Genomic DNA, 16,044 nt, shown 5'->3' on the forward strand with positions numbered 1-16,044 from the left:
TATCACCACCTCAACCTGCCCGCCCCGCCGAAAGCCTTGCCACTGCTGGCTCTCCCGTTCCCGCGCCCGTCTCTGACGAAGCGCGAAAGAACGAGATTCTAGCGAGCCGCTCATCGCCTTGCAAGCGTTATTTGGAGCGCCCATAAAGGACATGATGACCCCACGTGACGCTTACGCCACGCACAGGTCAGCTATCGAAGCATGGAGCCCCGCCTCACGCCGTAGCGTGCGTCTCCATCACCCGCTCGACGACGCCCAGGTAGTGCTCCACATCCGGGGTAGCACGGTTCGCCTCTTTAGCGAGATCGTCCCAGCGGCGCACACGCAGCGCATCTTCCGCATAAGGTTTGCGCAGGAACGCATCCGCTTCCTGCTGGCTGAATATCCCGCCCTGCAATTCCAGACTACGCACCGAATCCGCCGAGAGCCGGCCAAAGTATGTCTCGTCGATCGCGCACAGGCAGCGCTTGGCATCGACGTGCAGACGAATCGGCTCCAGCACCGCCTCCGGCAAAACCGGACGCAGGAACGGCAACAGGAAATACTGATGCAGATCATCGATCCCACGTTCGCTCGGCGTATCGCCGAAACGGTTCAGCAAATGTCCAAGGTCATGCAGGAAAGCGGCCGCGACCAGTTCGTCGCTTGCGCCCTCCTCTTCTGCCAGCGCCGCGCTTTGCAGCGCATGTTCCAACTGCGTGACCGGCTCACCGCTATAGGCCAGGTTACCGTGCTGCTCAAACAATGTACGAATATCATCCAGACTCAAAGCCACACCGCTACTCCCAAGGTAATGAAAACGTCTTGAGGTTGGTAAAGCTCTTCATGGCTTCCTGCACCCCTTCCTTGTAACCCAGGCCCGAATCCTTGATGCCGCCAAACGGCGTCAGCTCGATCCGGTATCCCGGCACTTCCCACACATTCACCGTACCGACCCGCAATTCATTGATGAAACGCGTAATCGCATCCTGACGGTTCGTACACACCCCCGACGACAAACCGAACGCCGTACCGTTGCTGATCCGGATCGCGTCGTCGAGCGTGTCGAACGTGATGATGGGCGACACCGGCCCGAAGGTCTCTTCGCGCACCAGCGACATCGCCGGCTCCACGCGGTCGACCACCGTCGGTGCATACAGCGCGCCCGTGCGCTGGTTGCCGGTCAAGAGCCGGGCACCCTGGGACACCGCCTCGTCGACACGCGCTTCGAAAAGCTGCGCTGCCGCTTCGTCGATGACGGTGCCCATCTGGTTCGCGGCATCGAACGGATCGCCGTAAGACCACTCCCGCGTCTTTTCCACTACCAGTTCGGTAAACTGCGCCGCCACGCTCTTTTGCACCAGCATGCGCTTAACCGCCGTGCAGCGTTGCCCCGAGTTCTTATAGGAACCCTGGACGGCGAGCGCGGCCGCGCGTTCGAGGTCGGCATCTTCCAGCACGATCAACGGATCGTTGCCTCCCAGCTCAAGCACGACGCGTCGATAGGCCGCCTTCGCCGCGATGTATTTGCCAATCGCGACGCCACCCGTGAACGTCACCAGTTCGGCGAGCGGATGGGTAATCAGCTCGTCGGCAATCTCGCGCGGGTCGCCGGTCAGCACCTGCAGCATCGGCTCCGGCAAGCCGGCTTCGTAAAGAAGATCGGCCAGATAAAACGCCGACAGCGGCACCTTCTCCGAAGGCTTCAACAACACGCGGTTGTTGGTGGCAATCGCCGGCGCAACCTTGTGCGCCACCTGGTTCATCGGGTGATTGAACGGCGTGATTGCGACGATCACGCCCGCCAGCGGTTCGCGCTGCGCGAATACCCGGCGCTTCTTGCCATGCGGCGTCAGATCGCAGGAGAAGCTCTGGCCGTCGTCACGTAACGCCTCGATCGAAGCGAACTTGAGCACATCGACAACGCGTCCAATCTCGTAACGCGAATCCTGCTTCGACAAGCCGGATTCGAGCGAGATCAGATCAGAGGCTGCCTCACAGCGCTGGCGCAGCAAGTCGGCCGCACGCTCGAGAATCTGCGAGCGCTCATAGCGCGTCAGCTTTGCCTGATAAGCACCGGCGTATTCGAACGCGGCGCGCACATCGTCGACGCTTGCCAACGGGACCGTGCCGACGCGCAATTCCGTATACGGATCGAACACGTCGAGCGTGCGTTCGCGCAGCACGCGCTCGCCTTTGAGGCGCAGCGCTTCGGCGCGAAACGCAGGGTGGTCCGTCAGCACGGCATTCACGATGCCACCACGTGGTTCAACGCAAGGTCGAACACGTCGAAGTTGCGCAAGCGCCTGCCGCCGGTCAGTCCCGCCAGGCGCCGATTGAAGATCAGCGGCACTTCCTGTTCGGAGATCCCGCCGTGCGAGCGCAACGGCACGGTCAGGCCCGAGAGGTCATGCTCATCGCGACGCGTGCCGAGCACCACATCGCGCTTGCTGACCACCACGATATCGCCGACGCGGTCGTTCGGCAGTTCGAAGCGCTCGCAGGCCGTGCGGTTGTCCAGCACGGCTTCGACACCTTCGATGCCGCCGATCCGTTCGATCACCTGCCCCACATTCACGTCAGGCGGCAGATAGATCGTGGCGAACGAGCCGAGCGCACCGTGGTGAACCACATACGGGTCCGTGATCGGCAGGATCACACGCGCCTTGCGTGCGCCGAGCCATTCATCCATCACGTCCTGCAGATAGATCACGTTCGGCTCGCCGGTCTGCGGATCGTGCTTCGCATTCATGCCATGGTCCGCGGTCAGGCCGATCACCCAGCCGAGCGCGTCGAGCTGGGCCAGATAACCGTCCATCATCGCGTAGAAATCGTTCGCGCCCCGGGTGCCCGGCGCCCACTTGTGCTGGATGTAGTCGGTGGTGGACAGATACATCAGGTCGAGCTCGCGCGTTTGCGCGAGACGCACGCCGGCGGCAAAGACGAATTCCGACAAGCCCGCGCTATACACATCCGGTACCGGCAAGCCGACCAGATCGAGCACGTCTGCAATGCCGTTTTCCGCGAGCGTGACGGTGTCCGCCTTCTCCGCCGAAAAACAGATGCCCTCCAGTTGCCAGCCCAGCAAGCGGCGTAACTTGTCTTTCGCGGTGACCACGGCCACCGCGGCACCCGCATGCGCCGCCGCGGCCAGCAGCGTGCCGGCACGCAGATAGGCAGGGTCGTTCATCATCACTTCCGCCCCCGCACCGCCGTTGGCCTGCGGATCCCAGAAGTAGTTGCCGCAAATGCCGTGTACCGAAGGCGGCACGCCGCAGACGATCGACAGGTTATTGGGGTTGGTGAACGATGGGATCACGCAATCGCCTTTAAGCGCCGTGCCCTCTTTCAGCATCTTGCCGATGAACGGCGCGACGCCGGCGGCGACCGCCGCCTCCAGATAGTCGTATTCGCAACCGTCGACGCAGACCACGACCGTCGGCCTCTTCGAGAGCCCGTAAGCGCGGCCGTTCACCTCGATGCTGCGCTCGCTCTGTGCGGACTGAATTGACATCGCTTTCTTCCCTGCGCGTCGCTTACGCGCGTTCTTCGTCGATCGGGGCGGACGACGGCAGCAGCACACCGCGTTGTCCAGCCGGTTCACAGGCTTCGTGCGCACGCTGCCGCCCGCCGTTGACATGCGCATGCATCAGCGCGGCCGCCTGTTCGGCATCGCGCGACGCCAGCGCCGTCAGGATGGCGCGGTGCTCGGCGAGCGAGCGCTCCATCGCATCGGCATGCACCACCAGCGCGGCACGCCGGAACAGGCTCAATTCGCCCACGAGGCGCCGATACGTCTCATACAGCTTGCCGTTGCCCGCGGCCGCCACAATGCCGTCGTGAAACGCCACATTGGCGCGCGCGTAAGCGTTGTGGTCCTGTGCGTCGAGCGCGCTGCGCATCGCGTCGATCTGCTTGCGCAGACTGGCCAGTTGCGCTGCGTCGATGCGCACCGCCAGCATCCGGCACGCCGCCTCTTCGAGCACGGCCCGCACTGCGTAAATCTCGTCCGCCTCCGCCAGCGACACGACCCGCACGAACACGCCGCGGTTCTTTTCTGTCGTGACGAGCCCGGCTTGTTCGAGCGCGCGGAATGCTTCGCGCACCGGACCGCGCGACACCTGCAGGCGCGCGGCCCAGTCCGCCTCGTTGAGCTTGGCGCCGGGCGCCAGAGCGCCCTCGATGATGTTGCGCTCGATCTCGTCGCGAACCAGCGCCGTGAGCGAATGCCGGCGTACGACGTCAATCGGATCGGCTGAGGCGATTTCCATATTTTCGGTCATTTCGACATTTTTTGCCACATCAAGATGTGTCGAACGGCAACTTGACGTTCGACACCCGAAGTCAGGGCAATCTGCGGGTCAGTCGGCCCGGCGGCGCGGGACCCGCGCGGCGATCAGCAGCAGCGCGGCGAGCGAGACGAGCAGCAGGATCAGCGAGAGGGCGGAAGCCGGCAGGTAGTAGCCACGCTCGACCTGGCCGACCACGACGATCGGCACCGTCGCAAATCCAGGCGGATAGACGGTCAGCGTTGCGCCCAGCTCGCCCAGCGAAAGCGCGAAACCCAGCGCAAGACTCGCGCGGATGGCCGGCACCAGTTGCGGCAGGACGACGCGGCGCAGCACCATCGAAGGCGGTGCGCCGAGACTCGCGGCGGCCTCGCGCAGGATGGTCAGTTCGGGACGCAGGGCCGCGGCGGCGCAGCGGTAGCAGAACGGCAGCACCAATGCGAGCTGCACGAATACGACAATCGCCGCCGAGCTCGACAGATCGAGCGGACGCTTGTGATACGCAATCAGCACAGCCAGCCCGAGCACCACGCTTGGCACGCCGTTGGGCATCATCGCGATCGTGTCGACGAGCGCACCGAGCCCGCGACGGTCGCGCCCTTCGAGCGCCAGCGCCAGCCAGAGCCCGAGGATCGTGCCCAGTACGGCCACGCCGAAGCCGATCTCGAGACTCGTGCTGAGCGCATCGAAATCACTCGAGCCCAGCCGCTCGAACCAGCGCATGCTGAAACCATCGGGCAGAATCGTGCCGGACCAGTGCGCCGCGACGCTCGACAGCGCCACCACCAGCACCGGCAAAACGAACAGCCAGAAGCACAGCAAGGCGGCGAAGCCCATAAACGCCGCGCCGGCAATGCGCGTGAGCAGGCTGCGCTGCACCGGCCGCGCACGCTTGTGCATGACCGGCAATACAGTGGGATCCAGTTCGACGGCCATTACCGTGCTCCTCTAACCTTGCGTCGGTTGACCTGGCGGTACAACGCATACAGCGACAAAGACATCATCAGCATCACGACCGCACCGGCGGCGGCAGTCGGCAAGTCGAGATCGACGGTCGCCGAGCTGTAGATGGCCACCGGCAGCGTAATCAGGTGTGCGCTGCCGAGCACCAGCAAGATGCCGAACTCGTTGAGCGTCAGCAAAAAGCACAGGATCGTGCCGGCTGCGATACCCGGCCACGCCAGCGGCAGGATCACCTTGAAGGCCACCATCAGGCCGTTCGCGCCGAGGCTGCGGGCCGCTTCGATCAGGCGCATGTCGAGCGTCGCGAACGAAGCGAGCGTCGGGCGCACCACGAACGGCGCGTAGAACACCACTTCCGCGAGAATCACGCCGCCGACCCCAAACAGGAAGTCGAGCGGCGGCGCCTGCAGATTGAACAGACGCTGCAGTCCGATACTCACCGAGCCTTGCGAGCCGTACAGAAAGATCAGCGTGAAGGCGACGAGGAACGACGGAAAGGCGACGAACAGTTCAAGGAAACGCGTCACGAGCCGGGCGCCCGGAAACGGCTTGAAGAACAGCAGCGATGCAAGCGCCACGCCGAGCAGCGACGCGAGGCCGGCACTGGCGAACAGGATCCAGAGCGTGGTGCCGACCACGCCGCGCGTTTCGGGATTGCCGAAGAAGCTGGCGTAGGCCTGGAAACCGAAGCCTCCATGCGGGCCGGTCAGGCTCAGCAACACCATCCGTACCAGCGGATAGATCACCAGCGGCCCCAGCACCACGACGGCGAGGAACAGCAGATGCCATTGCGCCGCGCGTTCGCGGCGGCGCACCGCGGCCGCATGCGAAGCAAAGGTGGCGGCGCGCTGCGCGTCGCCGAGCGCGTCGGGGCTATCAGGGGTTGATAAGGACGACATCGTCTGCCTCATAGCGCAAGGAAATACGCGCGCCCTTTTCGGGCGACATGCCGTGGCCACGCTGCATAGTGACCAGCACGGGCTCGTTGGGCATGGCATCGAGGACAACCGACACCGACAGCACGGCGCCATACCACTCGACCGAAGTAATCATGCCGTGCAGGTGCCCTTCGCCGAGCGGCACGATCCGCAGCGCCTCGGGACGCAGGCAGGCAACCCGCTCGCGCTCGTTGTAGCGCGAATCGCCGAGCGGGAAAGCCACGTGCGGCGGCAGCAGATTCGCCGCGCCAAGATAGCGCGCCACGAAGCCGTCGTTCGGCTGGTCATAGAGTTGCTGCGGCGTGCCGAGTTGCGCGATATGGCCTTCGCGCATCAGCAGCGTGCGGTCGGACAGCACCAGTGCGTCGTCCTGATCGTGCGTCACGCAAACAATGGTCAGATTGGGCAGGCGCTCATGCAGCGCCTTCAGTTCGGAACGCACCGACGCGCGCAGATTGGCGTCGAGTGCGGAAAGCGGTTCGTCGAGCAGCAGCACATCCGGCTCGATCACGAGCGCACGCGCCAGCGCCACGCGCTGCTGCATGCCGCCCGACAGTTGCGCGGGCATCACATGCCCCGAATCGCCCAGTTGCACGAGCTTGAGCGCGTCGGCGACACGGCGGGCAATCTCCTTGGACGACTCGCGGCGTGCACGCAAGCCAAAGGCCACATTGTCGAACACCGACAGATGCGGAAACAGCGCATAGCTCTGGAACAGCAGCCCCAGGTTGCGCTTGTGCGGCGGTACATGCGTGAGGTCGTGGCCGGCCACCGTCAAGGTGCCGGCGAGACCGTCCGCTTCGATGAATCCGGCGATGAAACGCAGCATGGTCGTCTTGCCGCAACCGCTACGGCCAAGCACGGTCAGCAATTCGCCGCGCTCGATGTTCAGCGACAGGTCGTTGAGCACGGTACGCGTGCCGAAGCGCACGGTCAGATGCTCGATCTGCACGCCGCCGGGCGTGCCCGGTTGCGCTGCATCCAGCGCCTCCGGTGAGGCGCCGAGTGCGCCAGGGGCAAGAGTTGCGGTATTCACCGGATTCATCCTCCAACTAAGGTAGTGCGGGTAATGGCCTCGCAGCGCGCCCGCCGGTCAGCTCATCGGCATCGAGCTAACCGGCATGAGCGCTGTGAGGCTTGCAGCGAGACTTACTGCGCGGGCTTGACGACTTCGACCTGCTTGCCGGAGTCACCGATCACGTCGTTCTTCCAGCGTGCGGTCCAGTCAGCCTTCTTCGCCATGACCTGGTTCCAGTCCACCGGAATCAGCTTCACGCCGGCAATCGCCTGCTTCACCGCTTCGCCGTTCTTGCCGGTCAGCGGCACATCCGTGCGGCCCGGGATACCGAAGATGTCCGGCACCTTGGCTTGCACTTCCTTCGACATCAGGTAGTCGATCAGCTTCTTGCCTTCAGCCTGGTTCGGGCCGTTCTTGATCAGACCGATCGCGTACGGCAACTGGAACGTGGTCGGCTTGCCGCCAGGCGCTGCGGCGAGGAAGATCGGCTTGAGCGACAGGCCACCGTTGGCCGCGTCGTCCAGGTCCATCTGCAGGTCGCCGTTGGCGAGCGAGATTTCATTGCGCGAGAGCAGCACGTCGAGGTAGCCCGTGCCCTTGGTGTGGAACTTGGCGCTTTGTTCGAGCTTCTTCAGATAGTCGAACGCCTTGTCTTCACCCATCAGCGAGGTCGTCAGGATGATCACGGCCATGCCGTCGCCGGCCGTGGCCGGGTTCGAGTAGGCGATCTTGCCCGTGTAATCCGGCTGCAGCAGATCCGCGAAAGTCTTCGGCTGGGTCTTCACGACATCCGGGTTGATCGCGAACGAGAAGTAGTTGTTCACGAAGGTCGCCCACGTGCCGTTGGAGGCCTTGGCGATGGTCGGCACGTTCTTGTAGTTGGCGCTCTGGTAAGCCTGCAGGAGGCCGGCCTGATCCGCCTGCTGGATGAACGGCGGCAGCGTGACGAGCACGTCGGCCTTCGGCGAGTCCTTTTCGATGGTCGCGCGATTCACCACTTCGCCGCTACCGGCCGTCACGATGTTGACCTTGACGCCTTCCTGCTTTTCAAAGCCCGGCAGCACATCCTTGTAGAGGTTCTCGAGGCCGTCGGCCGTGTACAGCACCACCGCGTCGGCAGCCTGGGCCGGCAGCGCAGCGCCGCCGAATGCAGCAGCCACCACGAGTGCCGGCAAGGTTTTGCGGACGATGCTGGCAGTCGCGCGAAGGTGATTCGTCTTTTTCATGTCGTTCTCTCCGAAAGGCAAAAAACCAGACGGTCGGGGGAACCCGATACCTGTTTTGATTTGACGGCTGTAGCGCCGCGCCGATTACGTTTTGCCCGCAGCCGGTTGCCAGTTTCATGCGATTGCAGATTGCTGACAACCCCACTGCTTCTTTTCCAGCCAGACTTACAGCCAACCTCGCATTGCGGCGCTGCCTGCCTTGCCTGAACGGGCACGGCAAGGATTGCAGGTTTCCATGACAGAGCCGTGACCATTCTGTCGATTTCCAACAAATGACACAATTCGCCAATAATATGCAATCAGGCATTGAGACAGAAAAGCGTATTCATCTGACGACGGAGGCTTTGTGATTCTTGGAAACGACCCGGTCCTGCTGACCCCAGGACCGCTCTCGACCTCACCCGCGACACGTCAGGCGATGTTGCGCGACTGGGGGTCGTGGGACGCCGCCTTCAACCGTATGACCCACACCGTGTGCGCCGACCTGGTCCAGATCGCACACGGCGAGAACGACTACGTTTGCGTGCCGTTGCAGGGCAGCGGCACGTTCGCCGTCGAAGCCGCCATCGGCACGCTGGTGCCGCGCCAGGGCTGCGTGCTGGTGCCGAACAACGGCGCGTACTGCGCGCGCATCATCCGCATTCTGCAGCGCCTCGGCATTTCGTATGTGGAATTGCCGCTGCGCGAGGACGAGCCCGTCAATGCAGCGGCGATCGAAGACGCCTTCAATCGAGGTTCGCGCATCACGCATGTGGCGCTGGTGCATCTGGAGACCAGCGCGGGCCTGCTCAATCCGCTCGACGATATCGCCGCAGTATGTCAGCGGCACGGCAAGAGTCTGATTGTCGACGCCATGAGCTCGTTCGGCGCCCTGCCGATCGACCTGCGCCGAGGCGGCATCGACGCGCTCGTGTCGGCAAGCGGTAAATGCCTTGAAGGCGTGCCGGGGATGGGCTTTGTGATCGTACGGCGCAACGTGCTCGAGGCAGCCGACGGCCGTTCGCCGTCGCTCGCGCTCGATCTGCACGATCAATATATGTATATGCAGAAGACCACGCAGTGGCGTTTTACGCCGCCGACGCACGTGGTCGCGGCGTTGCGCAGCGCCCTCGACCAGTTCATCGCGGAAGGCGGGCAACCGGCGCGCGGCGCGCGCTACACCCGCAACTGCGCGGCGCTGATCGAAGGCATGAAGGCGCTCGGCTTCGAGCCGTTCCTGAAGCCGGAGGTGCAGGCACCGGTGATCGTCACCTTTCATGCGCCGCGCGATCCGGCGTGGAAGTTTGCCGACTTTTATGCTGCGGTGCGGGAGGCCGGTTACGTGCTGTATCCGGGCAAGCTGACCCAGGTGGAGACGTTCCGGGTGGGCTGTATCGGAGCAATCGACGCCAACGAGCTGCACAACGCGGTTGCCGCGATCGGCAGGACGCTGGACTGTCTTGGCCTGCGCGTCAGATAGGCACGATGAGGCGTAGCGCCTGGACACGTCAAGCCGCGCTGATCAAGGCGCGGGAGACGGACGGCCCGGCAAGGCCGGCAGCAGCTCAGGCGATCAGCAGTTCCGGTCCGCGCGTGGAAATCGCCTTGGCGAGCGCACGGTCCGGCGCAAGCTCCGTGACCAGATAACGGGTGCTCTCGAAGCCGTTGATGCGCACCGGCGTCACGCGTCCGAACTTGGAATTGTCCGCCACCACCACCGCCAGGTTGGCGGCCGAGATCATCCGGCTGCGCACTTCGGCGGCCATGCGGGTGTAGTCGGTCAGCCATGCGTCGGACGAAATCCCGCCTGCGCCGACGAAGGCAAAATCCGCGTGGTACTGGGTCAACTGATGGACCGTATCCAGTCCAAAAGTGGCGTCCTCGTTCTCCGAAAGCTCGCCGCCCAGCAGCGTGACGCGATTGTCGTTGCGGCGGCCGAGCAGCAGCGCGATGCGCCAGTCATTGGTATAGACCGTGAGCCGGTGCCGCCCGGTCAGCGCCCGGGCAACCGCCTGCGTGGTGCTGCCGGAGTCGATGATCAGCGATGCGCCATCCGGCACCAGCTCGGCCGCACGTTCGCCGATCGCCCGCTTGGCGCTGGCGTTGGCCGCTTCGCGCACGTCCAGATCGGGTTCGCGCCGGTCGCCCGAGAGCGCCCCGCCGTGGGTGGTCACGATCAGGCCGCGTCCGGCCAGCGTATTCAGGTCGCGCCGGATCGTTTCGCGCGACACGTTCAGTTCGCGTACCAGCTCAGCCACCGACAGCGCACCGTTCTTGGTGACTTGCGCGAGGATATATTGATGTCGTTGTTCAGCAAGCATCGGTAGACAGCCGGCAAGCGGCGCACTTAGGTTCGGGAGTGCGCCGTATTGTAGTACGCGCGAAGCCCGGATGCTCCTATTGCGGCTGCTTCCCTGCTAACCTGAGCGCTCAGCCACGCTTTAACCCATGCACGCCGCGTCAATCGATCTGCCCATGCCGCCACTGCTTCGCCGCATATTGTTGCTGTTCCACGCACTGCGTTTCGGCGCACGCCTGATCTGGCTCGCGGCGCCGCGCGAGCACAAGCTGCACTGGGCGATCACGCTCGTGAAGCGTGTGCATGCAAGCGAAGGTGGCCGCAACAGCCTGCACAACATGCTGCCGGTGCTGGGGCCGCTCGCCAGCAACTTCATGCAGAGCCTCGCGGAGCGCCCGGAGCTCGCCAGCGGCACCCTGCACGACGCCTTCGATGCGATCGGCCGCATGGAGGCGCCGCTGCCGCCGCCCGAGGTCGAGGCCGCTCTCGCGGCTGCGCTTGGGCGCCCGTGCGCCACCCTGTTCGAGCGGATCGATCTGGTCCCGGCACGCAGCGGCTTTGCGGAGCAGACGCATGTCGCCCGCCTCGCATCGCCGGTCAACGGCCACCGCGATATCGCCATCAAGTTCGTGCGCGCGGCGCAGGTGCAGCAGATCGGCGACGAACTCGCCTTGCTGCGCTGGGCCGCCCGCTGGATGGAGAAGCTCTCCGGCGGCGCGCGGCGGTTGCAGGTGAGCGCGCTCGCGCAATCGTTCACCGAGGACGTGCTGCGGCGCTTCGACCTGCGTGCCGAAGCCGCCAATCTGAGCCAGACCGGCCATCACTTCGAGGGCGACAGGCGCCTCGTCGTACCGGAAGTGATCTGGGAACTGTGCGGCGCCAACACGCTCGCTGTGCAGCACATCGAGACGCTGGCCGCGACCGATCTGCCCGGCCTGCTCGAACACGGCGTCAAGCTCGCGCCTCTGGCAACGCATCTCGTCGAGGTTGTCACCGAACAGGCCTTCGAACACGGCTTCTTTCACGCGACCTTCGATGCCGAACGGGTGCGTGTGAGCATCGAGCCCGACACGCTCGGCCGCATCTTGCTGGCTGAGTTCGCGGTGATGTCGAGCCTTTCGTCGCACGAGCGCGAGTTCTTCGTGCATGGCGCCACCGCGCTGTTCGACCAGGACTATGCGCGCCTCGCCGACCTGCATCGCGATGCCGGCCATGTCGAGCACACCACACGCACGGAAGTGCTGGAAGCGGAACTGCGCCGGCGCAGCGAAGCCCATTTCGCGGCCGTGCCCGAAGACCGTTCGGCGGGCGCGCTGTTTCATCATCTGCTGCATGCGGTGCAGCCCTTCGAAGGCGCCGTCTCGCCGCGCCTTGCGACCGCCCAGCGCTCATTCGAGCAGGCCGAGGCCCTGGCGCGCGCCCTGCATCCGGGCGTGGATACCTGGAATGTCGCGCGCACCGTGTTGGCCGGCATCGCTCGGCGCGACATCGACCATCGCGGCTGGATCAAGCGCATCGCCCAGGAGTTGCCGCACCTCGCGCATATGCTGCCGCGTGTGCCGCAACTGGCGGTGCGTTATCTGCAGCGCCGCCACGATGCGGCGGGCACCCGGCAGCATGAGCAATTGCTACGCGAGATCAGCCTGGAGTACCGCCGCACGCGCTTGCTGCTATGGGCCTGCGCCGTATGCGGAGGGTTGCTTGGCGCGGGGGCTGTGCTGCTGACCCGGTAAGCGGCCTGGCTCGGCAAGGCATGAGCGCCGGCGTCATGGGCGGTGCGGCCTCGCGGCTTGTCGCCTCCCGGCTGCGAGTGCAGCTTCGAACAAGACAGGCCGCGCCACCCCACGCAATACTGCGAGCTTTTCAGGCCGCCCCTAACGACGCCTCATGCTCGCCACCTTCCTCCCTGCCGTGTTTGTCGTGCTGTGGTCAACGGGCTTTGTGGTCGCCCGCGCGATCACGCCGTTTGCCGATCCCAACCTGTTCCTGCTCGCCCGCTTCGGCGGCACCGCGCTGCTGTTCGCGCTTGCCGCAGGGTTCGCGCGCGCTGCGTGGCCGCGCGGACGCGATCTCGTCAAACACCTGTTCGCCGGTGCGCTCCTGCAGGGGGTTTATCTGGGCGCAGGATATTGGGCCGTTGCGCAAGGGCTGAGCGCGGGCGTGATGGCCTTGCTCGGTGCGCTGCAACCGCTGCTGACGGCCGCCCTCGCCGCTCCGCTGTTCGGCGAGCGCCTGTCGCGGCGCGGCTGGGCAGGCATGGCGCTGGGACTCGCGGGTGTCGCGCTGGTGCTGCAGCCGAAGCTCGCTGCGAGCGCGCCCCATCTGCCCCACGCAGAGCAAGGCGGCGCCCCCGGCTGGCTGGTGGTTGGGGTGTCGATTCTCGCGGTCGGGGCGATCACCGCCGGCACGCTGTTTCAGAAGACCTCCCTCGCCAGCGCCGACCTTCGCAGCGCAAGTGCCGTGCAGAACTTCGGCGCGGCCATTGTCGCGGCGCTGCTTGCGCTCGCGCTGGGAGAACATCGCTGGGTGGCCTCGCCTACGCTATGGGCGTCGCTCGCATGGGGCATCGTGATGCTCTCGGGCATCGGCGTGACGCTGCTGGTCTGGATGGTCCGGCGCGGCGACGCGGCGCGCGCCACCGCGCTGCTGTTTCTGGCGCCGCCGCTGGCCGCGCTCGAGGGATATGTCGGCTTCGGCGAAACCTTGCTGGCCGTGCAGATTGCCGGCTTCGCCGTGGCATTGCTGGGGGTATTGCTGGCGCGTTCGTAACGCAATGCGAAGCGAAGCAACGCGAAGCGACGCAGCGCGAAGCGACGCAGCGCGACGGCGACTCCCTTGCCGCCATTGTCTCCGTCACCTCCATTGCCTTGGCCACGTCTATTGCCTCAGCCGGATCTATCTCCTCAGCCGCTCCGGCGCATCGCCTCAATCAGCCGTGTCCGCCTTCGCCGGCACTTTCGCAAGGGCCTTGCTGCCCGGCGCCGGCGACCACGCCGGGCGCGTTTTGCGCTCCGAATCGACCACCACAATGTAGCGGCCCGCCCACGGCGTCACCTGGCGGTCCGTGTGCAGCACCCACAGCGATTTGCCCGACTCCACCAGCGCCTCGTACTCGGCGTCGAGAATGCCGTAGTGATCGAGGAACACGTTCAGCGACGCGGGAATCCGCACGCAGCCTTTCGAATGGCGGATGCCAAGCAACGGTTCGAGCTTGTCGGGGTCCGTGGCATGCATCTGGAAACGCATCTGCGACATGCCGCCCTTGCCCCAGCCCCGTTCGCCTTGCGCCCAGCCGAGATCGAAGATGCGCATGTCACGCTTGCCGTAGCCGCGGATGCCGTTATCGTTCATCGTGCCTTCAGCGCGAAAATCCATGTTGTCGGGGGTATGTTCGAACACGCCGAGCGGCGTAATGAAATGGTCGAACTCCCCGGGCCGGCCGGTGGCCACCGGCGACGCCCCGATCATGACCCACGCGTCGGCCGGCGTCGGGCGGAAATAGATAAAGAGCGCCTGGACGTTGGCGTTGCGGTCCACCAGCACCACGTACTCGCCCGACAGATTGCCGAGCTGAGCCTGTTCAAGCGTGGCCTGGAGACGTTCGCCATACTCCTGTTGCGCGGCTGCCGGCACTTTCAGACGGCGCGTGACGTCCTGGGCGAAGACCGCGCGCAACAGAAGCGCCCGATGCGGATCGACCACACCTGATGCGTCCGGGGCCGCGACGGCGGAGGCGGTGACATCAACTGGCGCAGCGGCCTCGGACTTCTGCGCCCCAGCCGCAAAAGCCGTCCCGCACGATAACGCCAATAATGCGGCAATCAATGCCCAGTTTATATTTCCGATGCGTAGCACCCTGAGAGCGCTGTTTCGATTGATTCCAGCCCATTGAATATTTCCGGGTTGCGCAAGCGGGTCAAGCCGTTTCTTCTGATTCATCGTGTAATTGAGCAAACCTGCTTATCATTGACCGTTCGACGGTTCATGCTGAATACATCTGAACACGATCTTACTAAGCACACTGGCTTCTGTCGATCATCGCCCAGCCGGATACCAGCGAACTGGGCTGCGAATATCGGACATTGATGTGACGCGGTACCAACGGATTTAAATTCAAATGCCGGACGCATTTAAACTTGCCGATCCTTGGTAAGGCAAATGCACAACAACTGCAGAGGAAGAAAATGATTCAACACGATTCGGCCGAACGCCAACGGCGCATTGCCGCGGAGATGCATATCAGTGACGAATTCGTTGCCGAGCAGGAGATCGAGCGGCGCATCGGCTTCCTCGCGCAGTATCTGCAGGCGAGCGGCCTGAAGACTTACGTGCTCGGCATTAGCGGGGGTGTCGATTCGACCACTGCCGGGCGCCTCGCGCAGCTTGCCGTCGAGCGCCTGCGCTCGCAGGGATACGAAGCGCGCTTCGTTGCGGTGCGCCTGCCCTACGGCGTCCAGCAAGACGAGGCGGACGCGCAGCAAGCCCTCGCCTTCATTCGCGCCGACGAAAACCTGACCATCGACGTGAAGCCCGCCGCCGATGCCATGCTCGCCTCGCTGCACGCAGCCGGCATGCCGTTCTCCGGCGCGGCACAGGAGGACTTCGTGCATGGCAACATCAAGGCGCGCCAGCGCATGATCGCGCAGTACGCGGTGGCGGGAGCGCGGGCCGGCGTGGTGATCGGCACCGACCACGCGGCCGAATCGGTGATGGGCTTCTTCACCAAGTTCGGCGACGGCGGCGCCGATGTGCTGCCGCTTGCGGGCCTCAACAAGCGCCGCGTGCGCGCCGTCGCCCGTGCCTTAGGCGCGCCCGAGGCACTCGCCCACAAGGTTCCGACGGCGGACCTGGAAATGTTGCGCCCGCAACGTCCCGACGAGGATGCGTATGGCATCCCTTACGACGCGATCGATGATTTCCTGGAGGGTAAGCCGGTTGCCGATCCGGTTCGCGATGTTGTTCTGCGTTTCTATGAGAACACACGCCACAAGCGGGCGCTGCCGTACACGCCGTTCGACTGGCCAGTGCAGTCGTGAGACCGCAGCGCTCAGTGAGCGGGCGGCTGATGTTCGCGGAACAGTTCACCGCTCGCAAGCAGCGCAACGCCGCCGAGATGCTTGCCCTGTAATTGCCTTGCGATCACCTCGCCGACATAAGGGCCGTCCGCCGCCAGTTCGACCAGCGCATACGCCGTCGGCGTGCCAATCTCGTGGACCGTTATGCTTTTCGCGTAATGCCCCAGTTCATGCGAGAGAAAATCGTGCACTTGCTGCTCGGAGCACGATTCGGCGATGTTCCAGACGAACAGGTTCATGGTGGCAACACCTCAGCTTGCGCGGCGGACCGGCTGCAG

15 protein-coding genes are annotated in these 16,044 nt (G+C 64.6%); 4 read left to right on the top strand and 11 right to left on the bottom strand.

Annotation, left to right across the window (positions count from 1 at the left end):
• Window positions 1–214: 214 nt before the first annotated feature.
• The 8 genes from FFS45_RS14515 to phnS form a co-directional block, all read right to left on the bottom strand.
• Complete coding sequence (locus FFS45_RS14515) at window positions 215–775, bottom strand: phosphonate degradation HD-domain oxygenase (RefSeq protein WP_137955349.1); 561 nt, start codon at window positions 773–775, stop codon at window positions 215–217.
• 4 nt (window positions 776–779) lie between these two features.
• A complete protein-coding gene (gene phnY / locus FFS45_RS14520; RefSeq protein ID WP_137955350.1) occupies window positions 780–2,231 on the bottom strand; it encodes a phosphonoacetaldehyde dehydrogenase in 1,452 nt (483 codons plus the stop codon).
• Complete coding sequence (gene phnA, locus FFS45_RS14525) at window positions 2,228–3,493, bottom strand: phosphonoacetate hydrolase (protein WP_137955351.1); 1,266 nt, start codon at window positions 3,491–3,493, stop codon at window positions 2,228–2,230. Before phnA ends, phnY begins: the two co-directional genes overlap by 4 nt.
• A gap of 22 nt (window positions 3,494–3,515) precedes the next feature.
• Window positions 3,516–4,262: a phosphonate utilization associated transcriptional regulator gene (locus FFS45_RS14530; protein WP_137955352.1), complete on the bottom strand. Its 747-nt coding sequence runs from the start codon at window positions 4,260–4,262 to the stop codon at window positions 3,516–3,518.
• Window positions 4,263–4,340: 78 nt separating this feature from the next.
• The gene (phnV, locus tag FFS45_RS14535) at window positions 4,341–5,204 is read right to left on the bottom strand and encodes a 2-aminoethylphosphonate ABC transport system, membrane component PhnV (protein ID WP_137955353.1); all 864 of its coding nucleotides are present in this window, start codon (window positions 5,202–5,204) and stop codon (window positions 4,341–4,343) included.
• Window positions 5,204–6,130 (bottom strand): 2-aminoethylphosphonate ABC transporter permease subunit, encoded by a 927-nt coding sequence (locus FFS45_RS14540; RefSeq protein ID WP_137955354.1) that lies wholly within the window; start codon window positions 6,128–6,130, stop codon window positions 5,204–5,206. The genes phnV and FFS45_RS14540 overlap by 1 nt, the downstream gene beginning before the upstream one ends.
• Window positions 6,108–7,205 (bottom strand): 2-aminoethylphosphonate ABC transport system ATP-binding subunit PhnT, encoded by a 1,098-nt coding sequence (phnT, locus tag FFS45_RS14545; RefSeq protein ID WP_137955355.1) that lies wholly within the window; start codon window positions 7,203–7,205, stop codon window positions 6,108–6,110. Before phnT ends, FFS45_RS14540 begins: the two co-directional genes overlap by 23 nt.
• 113 nt (window positions 7,206–7,318) lie before the next feature.
• Window positions 7,319–8,413 carry a 2-aminoethylphosphonate ABC transporter substrate-binding protein gene (phnS, locus tag FFS45_RS14550; protein ID WP_137955356.1) on the bottom strand — a complete coding sequence of 365 codons (1,095 nt, stop codon included), beginning with the start codon at window positions 8,411–8,413 and terminating at the stop codon, window positions 7,319–7,321.
• A 349-nt stretch (window positions 8,414–8,762) separates the two neighbouring features.
• Between phnS and FFS45_RS14555 the strand changes: the two genes are divergently transcribed.
• Entirely contained in the window at window positions 8,763–9,872 is a 1,110-nt protein-coding gene (locus tag FFS45_RS14555; RefSeq protein WP_137955476.1) for a 2-aminoethylphosphonate--pyruvate transaminase, read from the top strand.
• Window positions 9,873–9,957: 85 nt separating this feature from the next.
• Here the strand turns inward: FFS45_RS14555 and FFS45_RS14560 are convergent, their stop codons facing one another.
• Window positions 9,958–10,713, bottom strand: coding sequence for a DeoR/GlpR family DNA-binding transcription regulator (locus tag FFS45_RS14560; protein WP_137955357.1), 756 nt, complete (start codon window positions 10,711–10,713; stop codon window positions 9,958–9,960).
• A gap of 154 nt (window positions 10,714–10,867) precedes the next feature.
• Here FFS45_RS14560 and FFS45_RS14565 point away from each other — a divergent pair, with 154 nt between their 5' ends.
• Window positions 10,868–12,424 carry an AarF/UbiB family protein gene (locus FFS45_RS14565; RefSeq protein ID WP_137955358.1) on the top strand — a complete coding sequence of 519 codons (1,557 nt, stop codon included), beginning with the start codon at window positions 10,868–10,870 and terminating at the stop codon, window positions 12,422–12,424.
• A gap of 154 nt (window positions 12,425–12,578) precedes the next feature.
• Window positions 12,579–13,460, top strand: a complete 882-nt coding sequence (locus tag FFS45_RS14570; RefSeq protein WP_137955359.1) for a DMT family transporter — start codon at window positions 12,579–12,581, stop codon at window positions 13,458–13,460.
• Between the two features lie 156 nt (window positions 13,461–13,616).
• Here FFS45_RS14570 and FFS45_RS14575 read toward each other — a convergent pair whose 3' ends face one another.
• Window positions 13,617–14,516, bottom strand: coding sequence for a L,D-transpeptidase (locus FFS45_RS14575; RefSeq protein ID WP_249362785.1), 900 nt, complete (start codon window positions 14,514–14,516; stop codon window positions 13,617–13,619).
• A 359-nt stretch (window positions 14,517–14,875) separates the two neighbouring features.
• Here FFS45_RS14575 and nadE point away from each other — a divergent pair, with 359 nt between their 5' ends.
• Window positions 14,876–15,727 (top strand): ammonia-dependent NAD(+) synthetase, encoded by an 852-nt coding sequence (nadE, locus tag FFS45_RS14580; protein ID WP_137955360.1) that lies wholly within the window; start codon window positions 14,876–14,878, stop codon window positions 15,725–15,727.
• 11 nt (window positions 15,728–15,738) lie between these two features.
• Here the strand turns inward: nadE and FFS45_RS14585 are convergent, their stop codons facing one another.
• Window positions 15,739–16,005, bottom strand: a complete 267-nt coding sequence (locus FFS45_RS14585; RefSeq protein WP_137955361.1) for an RNA-binding protein — start codon at window positions 16,003–16,005, stop codon at window positions 15,739–15,741.
• Window positions 16,006–16,044 lie beyond the last annotated feature (39 nt).

It is taken from the genome of Burkholderia sp. 4M9327F10, assembly GCF_005503145.1.
Lineage (GTDB): Bacteria > Pseudomonadota > Gammaproteobacteria > Burkholderiales > Burkholderiaceae > Paraburkholderia.

Coding starts and splice junctions, on each gene's coding strand:
- FFS45_RS14560 (WP_137955357.1), bottom strand. CDS start 10,713: ATGCTTGCTGAACAACGACATCAATATATCCTCGCGCAAGTCACCAAG.
- phnV (WP_137955353.1), bottom strand. CDS start 5,204: ATGGCCGTCGAACTGGATCCCACTGTATTGCCGGTCATGCACAAGCGT.
- phnS (WP_137955356.1), bottom strand. CDS start 8,413: ATGAAAAAGACGAATCACCTTCGCGCGACTGCCAGCATCGTCCGCAAA.
- FFS45_RS14540 (WP_137955354.1), bottom strand. CDS start 6,130: ATGTCGTCCTTATCAACCCCTGATAGCCCCGACGCGCTCGGCGACGCG.
- phnA (WP_137955351.1), bottom strand. CDS start 3,493: ATGTCAATTCAGTCCGCACAGAGCGAGCGCAGCATCGAGGTGAACGGC.
- FFS45_RS14530 (WP_137955352.1), bottom strand. CDS start 4,262: ATGACCGAAAATATGGAAATCGCCTCAGCCGATCCGATTGACGTCGTA.
- nadE (WP_137955360.1), top strand. CDS start 14,876: ATGATTCAACACGATTCGGCCGAACGCCAACGGCGCATTGCCGCGGAG.
- FFS45_RS14565 (WP_137955358.1), top strand. CDS start 10,868: ATGCCGCCACTGCTTCGCCGCATATTGTTGCTGTTCCACGCACTGCGT.
- FFS45_RS14585 (WP_137955361.1), bottom strand. CDS start 16,005: ATGAACCTGTTCGTCTGGAACATCGCCGAATCGTGCTCCGAGCAGCAA.
- FFS45_RS14570 (WP_137955359.1), top strand. CDS start 12,579: ATGCTCGCCACCTTCCTCCCTGCCGTGTTTGTCGTGCTGTGGTCAACG.